Source organism: Candidatus Pantoea floridensis (assembly GCF_900215435.1).
Classification (GTDB): Bacteria; Pseudomonadota; Gammaproteobacteria; order Enterobacterales; family Enterobacteriaceae; genus Pantoea; species Pantoea floridensis.
Genome location: NZ_OCMY01000001.1, coordinates 4,367,025 through 4,377,868, shown reverse-complemented (window position 1 = coordinate 4,377,868; position 10,844 = coordinate 4,367,025). Strand labels below are relative to the sequence as shown.

15 protein-coding genes are annotated in these 10,844 nt (G+C 42.9%); 4 read left to right on the top strand and 11 right to left on the bottom strand.

Annotated features, from left to right (window positions below; all coding sequences use genetic code 11):
* Nucleotide 1: 1 nt before the first annotated feature.
* From CRO19_RS20510 to CRO19_RS20465, 11 genes are all read right to left on the bottom strand, one after another.
* Nucleotides 2–283: a helix-turn-helix domain-containing protein gene (locus CRO19_RS20510; protein ID WP_097097511.1), complete on the bottom strand. Its 282-nt coding sequence runs from the start codon at nt 281–283 to the stop codon at nt 2–4.
* 17 nt (nt 284–300) lie between these two features.
* On the bottom strand, nt 301–624 hold the full coding sequence (locus CRO19_RS20505; protein ID WP_097097510.1) for a hypothetical protein: 324 nt from the start codon (nt 622–624) through the stop codon (nt 301–303).
* Between the two features lie 2 nt (nt 625–626).
* A complete protein-coding gene (locus CRO19_RS25940; protein ID WP_141400263.1) occupies nt 627–947 on the bottom strand; it encodes a hypothetical protein in 321 nt (106 codons plus the stop codon).
* A 114-nt stretch (nt 948–1,061) separates the two neighbouring features.
* On the bottom strand, nt 1,062–1,298 hold the full coding sequence (locus tag CRO19_RS20500; RefSeq protein WP_097097509.1) for an excisionase: 237 nt from the start codon (nt 1,296–1,298) through the stop codon (nt 1,062–1,064).
* A gap of 190 nt (nt 1,299–1,488) precedes the next feature.
* Entirely contained in the window at nt 1,489–2,154 is a 666-nt protein-coding gene (locus CRO19_RS20495) for a hydrolase (protein WP_097097508.1), read from the bottom strand.
* A gap of 489 nt (nt 2,155–2,643) precedes the next feature.
* Nucleotides 2,644–3,558 (bottom strand): LysR family transcriptional regulator, encoded by a 915-nt coding sequence (locus CRO19_RS20490; protein ID WP_097097507.1) that lies wholly within the window; start codon nt 3,556–3,558, stop codon nt 2,644–2,646.
* 111 nt (nt 3,559–3,669) lie between these two features.
* Nucleotides 3,670–4,548 carry a RecT family recombinase gene (locus CRO19_RS20485; protein WP_097097506.1) on the bottom strand — a complete coding sequence of 293 codons (879 nt, stop codon included), beginning with the start codon at nt 4,546–4,548 and terminating at the stop codon, nt 3,670–3,672.
* The gene (locus CRO19_RS20480) at nt 4,545–5,363 is read right to left on the bottom strand and encodes a PD-(D/E)XK nuclease-like domain-containing protein (RefSeq protein ID WP_097097505.1); all 819 of its coding nucleotides are present in this window, start codon (nt 5,361–5,363) and stop codon (nt 4,545–4,547) included. Before CRO19_RS20480 ends, CRO19_RS20485 begins: the two co-directional genes overlap by 4 nt.
* The gene (locus CRO19_RS20475) at nt 5,363–5,671 is read right to left on the bottom strand and encodes a hypothetical protein (RefSeq protein WP_097097504.1); all 309 of its coding nucleotides are present in this window, start codon (nt 5,669–5,671) and stop codon (nt 5,363–5,365) included. Before CRO19_RS20475 ends, CRO19_RS20480 begins: the two co-directional genes overlap by 1 nt.
* Before the next feature lie 258 nt (nt 5,672–5,929).
* Nucleotides 5,930–6,679 (bottom strand): hypothetical protein, encoded by a 750-nt coding sequence (locus tag CRO19_RS20470; protein ID WP_141400262.1) that lies wholly within the window; start codon nt 6,677–6,679, stop codon nt 5,930–5,932.
* Nucleotides 6,680–7,192: 513 nt separating this feature from the next.
* Entirely contained in the window at nt 7,193–7,906 is a 714-nt protein-coding gene (locus tag CRO19_RS20465; RefSeq protein ID WP_097097502.1) for an XRE family transcriptional regulator, read from the bottom strand.
* Between the two features lie 93 nt (nt 7,907–7,999).
* On the opposite strand from CRO19_RS20465, the gene CRO19_RS20460 reads away from it, so the two are divergent.
* From CRO19_RS20460 to CRO19_RS20450, 4 genes are all read left to right on the top strand, one after another.
* Entirely contained in the window at nt 8,000–8,215 is a 216-nt protein-coding gene (locus CRO19_RS20460; protein ID WP_097097501.1) for a transcriptional regulator, read from the top strand.
* Between the two features lie 262 nt (nt 8,216–8,477).
* Entirely contained in the window at nt 8,478–8,762 is a 285-nt protein-coding gene (locus CRO19_RS20455; RefSeq protein ID WP_097097500.1) for a CII family transcriptional regulator, read from the top strand.
* A gap of 281 nt (nt 8,763–9,043) precedes the next feature.
* Nucleotides 9,044–10,117: a phage replication protein O gene (locus CRO19_RS25935; RefSeq protein ID WP_141400261.1), complete on the top strand. Its 1,074-nt coding sequence runs from the start codon at nt 9,044–9,046 to the stop codon at nt 10,115–10,117.
* Complete coding sequence (locus CRO19_RS20450) at nt 10,114–10,803, top strand: replication protein P (protein WP_097097499.1); 690 nt, start codon at nt 10,114–10,116, stop codon at nt 10,801–10,803. The genes CRO19_RS25935 and CRO19_RS20450 overlap by 4 nt, the downstream gene beginning before the upstream one ends.
* Nucleotides 10,804–10,844: the final 41 nt, after the last annotated feature.

The following is a 10,844-nucleotide window of genomic DNA, read 5'->3' as shown; positions in this document are numbered from 1 at the left end:
ATTATAAAGCTTTAAGTTTTTCTGCAAGGGAAGGATCGCCCTCAAGCAGAAGGAGCAGCTTACGAGCTGGTCCTATTGGCTTTCGTGTACCGTTCAGCCATCCATTAGCAAGTGATGGGCTAACACCTAAGCAAACCGCCAGCTGTTCGGCAGTGACGTTTAGGCTTGATTTTATCTTCCAAAGGTCAGGCCGCGTAAAAAGTCTTGTGATCTTTGCCTTTTCTTTTCCCTTTTCAGGAAAGAGAATGGACCCTGAACAGTTTGTTGGATTGATCATATTCATAACAAAATTTTCCACGTTTAAATGATTACTGAGCCGTCTTTCTCAATGGCAACAATGACCAGTTCTAATCCTCCTGGCTGAACAATGGTGAATCCATCACTATGAACAGTCGTGAAACCTTCAAAAGAATAATCGTCATAATCTGAGATTAAAAAGCTTTTTTTTTCTTGCGCCGTACTTGACCGCTTAAAATGGATATTAGAGTTATAATATCCGATAGTGCCTGACAAATAATAATTTTCATTCCAGGCGGTAATTTCTGAATCAGTGATGCCACAACGGAAACGTTCTAATTGACCAGTTCTGTTTGTCACGACAATATTATAAATTCCATCAACCATTATCATTCCTTCAGTTCTGAATAATCGGTAAAGGAGATATTTACAGGTAACTCACAATCTTCATCAAGATTAATGGCATAACCGAAGGGAGCAGTTTCAATTTTTCCTGTGAAGCGGAATGATTGAAAATCTCCTAAGAATGGAGAGCGTTTATTTGAACCCAGTCGTGACACGCCGAGTAACACAGAATCATGATGAATTGAGCCATAAACGTTGTAAGACAGAGCTTGTCCTAAAAGTTGACCGTCACGGACCAATACTCTTATTGAAATGGTGGTTCCATTTAATGCAACCATTGTTAACTTGTAATATCCTTCTTCCATAACAGTTTTCTCTTTTACAAAAGAATGAATCATCCCATCTGTCAAGAAAATAATTTATCAGACTGAGCGATTTTGAATGAGAAAAAACCGATTAGAGCTATTGTTTAAACTGTGTTATCTGCGATCCTTCCTGATGCGATCTCTTAGTATCAGCTTGTTATTTTCTGAAGCAAATTGTTTCGGTTTGCTCGGATTTATTTTAACCGCCGTTTCCTGAATCAAATACTCTCTTCCATCAAGATAAGGGGGAGGGTACAGTTTGCCGGAACGAACCCAGCGCCTGACCTGTTCAATTGAACGCGGTTTTGGTTGACGTTCATTCCACTCGCGCAAAGTAATATAAGCCTTCATCAATCTAACTCCATGACAAAAAGCGCCAGAACGTCAGAGACGGGCGCATGAAAGAAAGAGTGTTATCCGGGTTTCAGAACGAGAAAAACCCCGCCGAAGCGGGGGAAAACAAAATAATAGAGGATGAGACTACCTTTTGTTTTATTTCCTTCCCTGGTGGGGAAAACAAAACGTTGCTAAGGTATCGGGCTTATTCGATGCCGCGATTACCGTGAACCATATCGTAAGCGTACTGAATACCAATACCGAACGCGCCTGAATGAGCCTGTGATATTTCCATAGTTGCCGGATAGGTCTCTTTACGTTCCCAGTCACGCTGAAGTTCCAGCAGGTAGGCAGTTGAAGTGATCGGCACAGCGCCAGACTGGATCATACGATGCATCGCCATAACGTGAGCCTCATGAGACATATCGCCTGAGGCGTCAGCAACTACATAGACTTCAAAACCTTGCTCAAGCAGCCCTTGAACCGGACCGTTCAGGCAAACAGAGGTCCACAGACCAGCGATAACGATACGCTGTTTGCCGGTTGCGTTAATCGCATCGACAAAATTCTGATCTTCAATCGCGTCAGAAGTGGTGCGGTTGATATAGCTCTTCGTGTTCGGGAACACTTTAGAGACCTCAGGGAAAACCGGACCCGCGAAATCACTACGGCTGATTGTAGAAATAATGGTTGGAACATTAAACGCCTTGCCGGTTTCTGCAAGAATTGCAGTGTTAGAACGTAAAGAACCGATGTCGATTGACTTTACGTTAAAAGCCATCTGAGACTGATGATCCAGCAGAACTAAAGCGTGGTTATGCGGGTTCAGAAGGTTCTTAGGCTCAACGGCAACAGCTTTAATATCAGTCATGTGACTTCCTTACTATTAGTGGTTATAAAATTAGGTCTACAAGAATCTTATTTGGAGGTCATCTTGTTGACGGGAAGAACTATAACTAATTTTATTCATAAATGTACTTTCACTTTTGCAAAAACAACTTTGAAAAATAAAGATAGTTTTCGCTCAGATGAACACATTGTTATTTAACAGGTAAGGAGGCGAGTCTTGTACAAAATAAAACCAAATTCACATGAAATGATAATAATTGACATATCCGTATGGTTTAGGGAAATTAGAAGCAAAAAAAAGCCTGAACGGATGCGTTCAGGCGTAAATTCACGACACTTCCAGTTTTATTATTATGGAGAACATCAACAAACGGATTCTAAAGAGGGGGGGGTAAAAGAGATACTTTCAAAAATCGCCTGTAAGATGCGGCATAATTGCAGAATTGAAAGATTTCTTTAGAACCCGCCTGAAGTTTCAAGATACGACAGGCGGCTTAGAAAACGTGTCAATCTATGCGGAACCATCCTGAAATATTTCGTCTTCATGCTTAGCGATATATTCCGCACAGTGATTAATGAATTCCCTGATCTTTGCGGATTTCCTTACCTCCGGGTGAGCGAGAAACCAAAGTTCTTCCTCAATATCTGGAAAGACCGGACTCAGGCGAACGAGGTCATCATAATGGCGAGAATGCATTACAGGCATCAGACCGATCCCCATACGATTATGAATCGCACTTGCAATACTCAGAACTGAATCGCCCCGATAAACAATCCTCTCTTTGTCTACATTAGCTTCAATCCACTTGTGCGCCCGGAGACGAGAAAGAGAGGGTGTGAAACCCAGCCAGCGATTTACCTTGAGTTGGTCAACGCTGAGGGTTGAGCCTTCCCATTCTGATTTATTGCCATAAATCGCCCATTTTGCGATCCCAACTTTTCGACCGGAAAGATGATCAGGAACCTGGTTTGTAGCTCGAAACGCAATGTCAGCGCCGCCTGTTTCCAGGTTCACCTCCTCGTTTCCCACGCTCACAAAGAAACTGATTTGCGGGTTTTCGAGAGAGAATGTTGCAATGAGCGGAGTAAGATAATCCTGAAGAAGTGCGTCGTTTGTCGCTATGCGGATTTCACCAACATAACCACGCACCTCCTCAGTGACATTCGTTAGTACGCATTTCAACTGATCTTTCATGCTTTGCGCTAACTGAATCAACTCATTTCCGGCATGAGTTGGTACATACTGAGTTCGGGTCCGCAAGAACAATGGCAAGCCTAACAACTCCTCAAGCGCCCCAAGACGACGAAACAAAGTAGAGTTGTTTATATCCAGAAAAGCTGAGGCGCGAGAGAGGTTCCCGTATTCTCCAATTGCCTGAATGATCTTCAGATCGTCCCATGAGAAACGATTGAGAAGCTTGTTCATTTTTTACCCTCAAAAAGCTCTACTTGATAAAAAGAACAACATGTTCGCTAAAAAAAACGGAAAAAAATTACCGATCTAAGCCTTTTTTCAGGAAATTTTCAGATGGTGATTTTAAGACTTCGAAGTATTGTCGCTTGTAAAATTGGCGAGGCAGGTTTGATAAACATCTGTTGCAATAATCATCAAATTAGGTTCATTTTCGATGTGCTGAGAGCAGTAAGAGTAAAACTGATTTAGATCCTTAACTGTCTTCGCACGAGGTGCGGCGTCACAGAAAGAGTCCACCAGCTCACCAGGTGTGCGCGTCTCTTTATCGATCCACTTCGTTTCAACGACAGGCGTTTGATTGATGACAGCATTGAGATCAGAGGCTGTTTTTGGAACCTCAACAGGCGTAACATCACGTTCGATTTTTGGTCCAATTTCATCAGGCGTATACACGCCCAGGATGACATCAGGCGCAAAGAGGCGCGCCCAATACTTAACAGCAAGGTAAGCGATCTGTTGTTTGGGAGCTGTAATCCAGAGCGGTGAGTTTCGGACCTTGATGAACTCAAGATAGAGAGGTTCACCCCAGGTGATTTCGCTCTCACCTGCCAAAACAGCTCCAACACTGACGCATAGTCCTTTTTCCGCGCTAGCGCTGCGATCGCCAGGTCGATATTTTTCCCACGGACCTTCGTACTTATATTTGAATCGTGAACTCACAGCGTGAGAGCTGGTAACGATTGCGTTAACGAGCTGAGCCTCAAAACAGAGCTGACCATTTACTACGCTCGTCTTTTGCGCCACTGAATACGGGTTCATGTTCCACTGAACCGCCTGAAGCGCCACAGCAAGACAATCAGCAGGCTTTCCGACAAGATGATTAGGAATCGAAACACGGCTTAACGCCATTTGCTCAGCGAAAGCCTGAAGTTTCTCAAGTGTCGTCGGCGAAAAAATGGCTGATCGCGTATTCGATGGATCGTGAACAACAACATCATTCATAAAAAATCACTCCGTTTATCCCATTCGGGACGAGAAATTTCCTCTATACCGCCAAAATCATTTGTCTCGATTGCCTTAGCAAAGCGCGTCAGGTCAGAACGAAAGAGGTGAGTTCCGACCTCGACGTCGTAGGGTGTCAGTGAATAGACCCTGACCGGATAGCGACCACACTCAATCGATTCACTTACCACGATGAAAACGAACATAGGTGTTTCACCGTAATTCTGTTTAAACCCCTCACGATAAAAGGCGTCCTGAACGTGATAACGAAACTCAGCGATGTGTCGTGGAAAACGGGTAATCTCGCTCACCTTCTTCACATCAATGATGACCGGCATCGAATTTAAGAACTTATCAGGTCGGCAGCGACACAAAACGCCTGTGTCGTTATCGTTCCAGTACATTGACGCCTCACAATGGCCATCCTGATTCAGTAACCATTTTGCTGAGGGATGCGCAAAGGTTGAATCGCGCATTAGCGAGAGTTTGCGCCAGTTCTCCTGACTAAGAACAGACTTTCCCTGGTTTCGCATATCAGCAAGAAAATGTTGTTCCTCTTTCTTGCCGTCATTGGTTCGACGGTTAAATTCAGGCGAACAGACAAAGCGCGATGAAAACTGATCAGGTTCAAGCAACGCACAATGAAGAGCCGTTCCCATGATCAGAGGTTCTTTTTTTTCATCGTCTTCTGGCGCATCTTTTCGCCACTGATAAACGGCCATACTGATCGCAACATCATCGAGCTGTGATTTACTGATACCGGCGCCGCGATGGTAGTCCTCATTACTGATAGAAAAATAAACGCCAGGTTCCATCATTCCTCCCTGGCGTCTCTATCAAGAAAAATCCCAATCGCATATTCGCGAGTGACGCGAAAGGTGAGCGCATCCCAAAAAAATTCAGAGACCATTATCTGAAAATCAACGTCACTCATATCAAGCCAGTCATGAGCCTGAGGTGTAAATTCAGAGGGGTTGTAATCTGCGATTGCAGAAAATAAAGGGTTGAAGGATTTTAAGGAATGGAGCCGTTCAACCTCTTTTCGGATAATGTCGAGGTCTTCATTGGTAAGTCGGGTAATGATTGCGTTAATGGTGCGGTTATCATTGAGTGAGAATTGCATGAAAGACCTTCGGCATGAAGCCATTCGAGCATAAGAGAAATAAACTCGAAGTCGCTAAGGCTCTCTGTTTCCATTCTGGCGGGGCCACCAGCACTATTAATAAACACTCGGATCTCCTTTCTCTTTCAGCAACGCTATTAACTTATGAAACTGCTTAAGAAAATAGTGATGACATTGGGAATAAGAGAACTGAATGAGAGTCAACATAATCATCTTTTCTCCTGAAAAAGAAAAGGCCCAACTGGGCCTTATAGTTTTTTAGAGTGATGCGCAAAATTTCTTAAACTCCATCGATATTTTATCAACTTCCCCCATCTGATCATAAAGAGTATCAAGCGTACTTTGTACGGCATCGTTCGCAGTATTCAGCCGAATAATAAATTCGTCGATTTTGGGCTTAATGTCTTCAGACAAAACCTTTGAAACTCTGGATTGGTCCTGTCTATCAGCAGCCATCAACATTTCAAGCGCACGTTTTCGAAGATCATTTGAGTCATCTTTTACATTCCCCGAGGTTGAGTTTTTAATCGGTAATTTTTCAGGTTTTGTTGCTTGAGGCTCTATGATGTCCTGAATCGAAGAGACAGAGGATGCATTGAGATAATTTTTTTCAGGTTCATCAACAGAGTCATCTACGTCATCAACAACCGCTTTGTCGTCGAACTCGGGGATGGGCAAAACATTCTCCTCAACTGGCATGGTTATTTTCGGCGCTTTGCCGTCCCAATCAAAACCGGGAATAGAAGTGGGTAGCCCAAATTTTTGATGAAAAAAAAAGGTGGTAAGATTTCCACCGTTTAACGGTCTGGCCTGAATGACATTGATACAATCACGTTCGTTCAGATAACGGATCAGAATATCTTTATCTTTACGGCTGAGTGATGCAAAACTTTTGACCTTCTGACTCATTTGGGGAAGACGAACACCATCACTCATTTTCTCTACAAAATTTTTAACCTCAGCAAGGGGTCTCCAAAGTTTATTAGGCAGATTTAAGGCAGGCATCATAACTCCAGTTTATAACCAAGTGATTCGTTATAACGAAACGTTCAAAGGATTCCTTCGTTAGGGAAGGGCTTCGTTAATCCATCTTCCAGCAGACTCGGGAGGTATTAGCACCCCTAACAAAATTCTCACAAAACGGGTGAAAAATTTGAGTTAAGTTTGTTAAGGAAGAGTGAGTAGGAAACACCATTCAAGGAAAAAAAGAATCATAATCTGTGTGATTTTTTTATGCATTCAGACCTAAGTATTCATTCAGCCATGCTCTTTTCAAGAGAATGCCTGGATGAATACACAGTTCGCACCCTTGCCATTCCTCCTGAACCCGCCGGGCGACCGACGAATGAAGTTGCGCCGTTCAACGCTTTAATTAAATCCTAAGGGATTGGATAGGTCAACTACTCAAGTCGTTATCGAGGTTTCAGAATGTGACGGAAGTCGCGAAATGGATTAGTTAAAAAATGCACAAAAAAAAAGCCTGAAATAGAGATTTCAGGCTTAACATATTGAGTTTGAAGGTTATAAGGTACGTTGCGCGAAAATTATACGCCCTAAGATAGTAAGGTCGTTCATGGCTATTTTTTCTTCAGGATATGAAGCAGCATTGAAGGTTTTCATGGTCAGTTCAGCCGGACCAGAGCGATAAAGAGTCCGAATGCGTTTCCAGTCACTTTGATCAAGAACATAAATCTTACCATCAATAACCTTGTGGTCATTAACATTAACGATAACTTTTGAACCCTCCGGTAACACCGGATCCATGCTGTCACCTTTAACGACAAAAGCAATCAAATCAGCCTGGGACGCGTCAGCGAGAGAGCCTTTCAAGTCTTCGAGATTTATCTCCATTGTTGGGCCTGAATACTCAGTAAAAGGAAAGGGCAGTGATGAAAAAGCGCTTTCAATATCAGGGAGAAGAGGGATAACTAACTGATTGTCTTTCTCACGAATAACGACTGAAGAGCCTTCCGAAATTTTCCTGTTCGCTTGTCCTGACGGGTATGAATTTGATGGCACGCCATCATCAAGATATTGCTCACCATTACCCGTAAGTAACCATTCTGCACGGACTCCAAGCGATTGAGCAATCTCAACAATTCGTTTACTTGATTTAGCATGGCCTGAAACAATTTTGTAAACTGTTCCCTGCGTAACTCCAACTCGACGCGCCAATTCCCCTTGTGAGAGTCCTCTCTCAATCAACATGGCCCTTAAGCGGTCAGCAAGTGACATATCAGTTTCACCTCTTTATTTCCAGATGTTGAAAAACAACGACCTGGAGAGTTATCATTTGCATTTCAACGAATACTGAGGTATTTAAAACCAGTGAATGACATCATTCGGTTTGCTATCAAGCAGTATGGCAGCCAAAAGAAACTGGCGGTTGCTTGCGGTGTCACGCAAGGGGCTGTCTGGAAGTGGTTACACGGTTACAACGCGATTTCACCTGAACATGTCAACGCGGTTTCTCGTGCGACAAATGGTCACTTTCAGCCCCACCAGATCCGCCCTGATTTACCCGAACTGTTTCCTCGACCTTAGTGAAACAGTTCAATGCTCTTTAACAATCAGCATCATTTGAAAAGCGATTACTTTCGTATTCGCTCAGATTTCGCGCATTCTAGCGCAAAAAAAGTGAATACAGGATGGTGGTTCCTATCGTTATCGGAGGCGATGTCTATTACATAAGCGTCCTTCTGTGAATCTTTTGTAACAAAAGTAAAACCTGAGTAGTTTTCTTATCACAAGGGACCGCTTTCTGTATTCGCACACATACCAATGACAAGAACTAGGAGATTACCCAATGAGAGATACACAGATTCACACGGCTTTAAAGATTGAATCTACTCTCGTAAACGCCATAAACGTTCATGGAACAGAGACAATCGCGAAAGCTATAGGGATCGACCGCTCTCAGATTTCTCGTTGGAAGAAAACGCACATCCCAAAGTTTGCGCGGTTTCTCGCCTTTATTGGGTACGGGGTTGAGGATGATGATTTGAGAAGACTGGCGAAGGAGGTCGCTGAATTGTTGATAAAAGAGATGCGGTCATATCCTGAGGGTTCTGATCGCAAAGAGACAAACTAAACAGCAAAAACATCGATCACACTTTCTTTAAATCTTCAAGAAAATCAGAAGGCTATCTGCCGAAAACCTTCTGTTTCTCTTTACACACTGATCATCTGAATCCACATAAAAAAAGGTTCACCATGCGGAGGCGAACCTTTTAGCTGAATATCAGAGGTGAACATTATGAATCCTGATTCTTCACGCCGGAATTGTACCATCAAAAGTCTCATAAAACGCGCAATTTTAAGCAGTACAAATCATAAGGTTATTTTCTCAAATCAACTTGTGGGAGACGTGTCATGAAGCCACGTTTCACACTCTATGATTTTTCTGACATAACCAAACCACAAGGGAACAAAGTGATAAATCAGAAACAGGGACATTTCTCGCTGTTTCGAAGCCTTTTCTTAAGTGAATGGTCTCACGATCCATTCAAGCTTGCCGTTTGGGTCAGATTGCTTTCTGAGGCCGCATTTCGTCAAAGAACTGTCGAGTTTCGAGGTGTGGCCTGGACCCTGAATCCTGGTGAATTGGTGACGACTTGCAGAATCATCGGATCTCACATCCTTGATTCGAATAAGAAACCGATCAACAAACGGCAAGTTTTACGGATCCTAAAGTTCTTTGAACGCGAAAATATGATCCAATTGAACAGTCATCCATCAGCTTTAGTCGTTTTTATTATCAACTACTGTGATTATCAGACGATCACTTTATCTGAAAAGGAAGGTACACCCACCGGCACACGTCCGGGTATACATGACGGTCCACCCGGCGGTACACCTCCAACATCCGAAAAATGCAGTATTGATGCGGGGTTATGGGTAATTAGTGATAATGCCTTCGGTACACCCAACGGTACTCCTAAAGGTACACCACACGGTACACCTGACAGTTCACAGAACAATACTGATACTAATACTGATCTAAAAAAGATCTCTTCGTCTCGGACAAAAAACATTGGATCCAGGAAAGGATCCCGATCTACCATTCTGGCTGAAAGGGCTGTTAGTTCGCCCTCTGGCAAATTTTGGGGAACATCGGAGGATCTACGTCTTGCCCAATGGATATTTTCGCTTGTCAGTGTTATTGACGGTTCAGCAAAAGAACCCAGCTGGGCTTCATGGTCAAATGACATTCGACTTCTGAGGGAATCAAAAAATTGCACGCATAGGAGTATCGCCGAAACTTTCAAATGGGCGAATTGTGATGGATTCTGGCAAACGAATGTGTTAAGTCCTTATAAGCTTCGTCGGCATTGGGAGAATATATTTCCTAAAAGTCAGCAAGCGAAACAAAAAACATCAACCACCAGAGTTCAAAACGAACTTGATTTTGATAATTCTGACTGGGCTGAAGGACTCACATTATGAAGCAAATCGCGCAAGCCATAAAGAATCGTGATGCGCTGCAACTTTCATTAATTGCACAATCTAAACCTTATAAAAAATCTGAACAGATCCCGAAAAAGGCCATTGAGGTTTTCAACGATTTATTCAAACAGCTCAGGGCAACATTTCCCGCGATGATGTCGATGATCAAAGATCAGGAAATGTTAGATGAATTGCGCCGTCAGTGGGTTAAAGCTATCGCTGAAAATGAAATCTATCATTCTGACCAGATTGAAGCCGGAATGAGAATGGCCAGGAAACATGAAAAACCGTTCCTTCCTTCTCCTGGTGAATTTATCTCATGGTGTAAATCTGAATCAGCAAATCTTTATGGCCTTCCATCGGCATCAGATTTATATGATTTGGTGATGACATTCAGAGGACGTCGATTTCAATTTGCCAAACCTGAGGAATATCCCTGGAAATCTAATGCTGAATATTGGCTTGTAACAGCGGTTAGTTCAAAAATGTCATCTGGTCATCTGACTGTTAACGAAGCGCACAAAGTTTGTGAGCATGAAATAAAAAAGCTCACGAAAAAAATTGATAACGGTTTTTCCATTCCCGAGCCTGTTCCTCAGGTACAAAAAAATGTTATTGCTTCCTCGCCAGAGGTTGCAAAACAACACATCGCTAAAATCAGAGCAATGTTAAAAGCCAGTCACTAACGAAAAGGGGGATTCATTTCCCCTCTATTCCCTCTGTACCT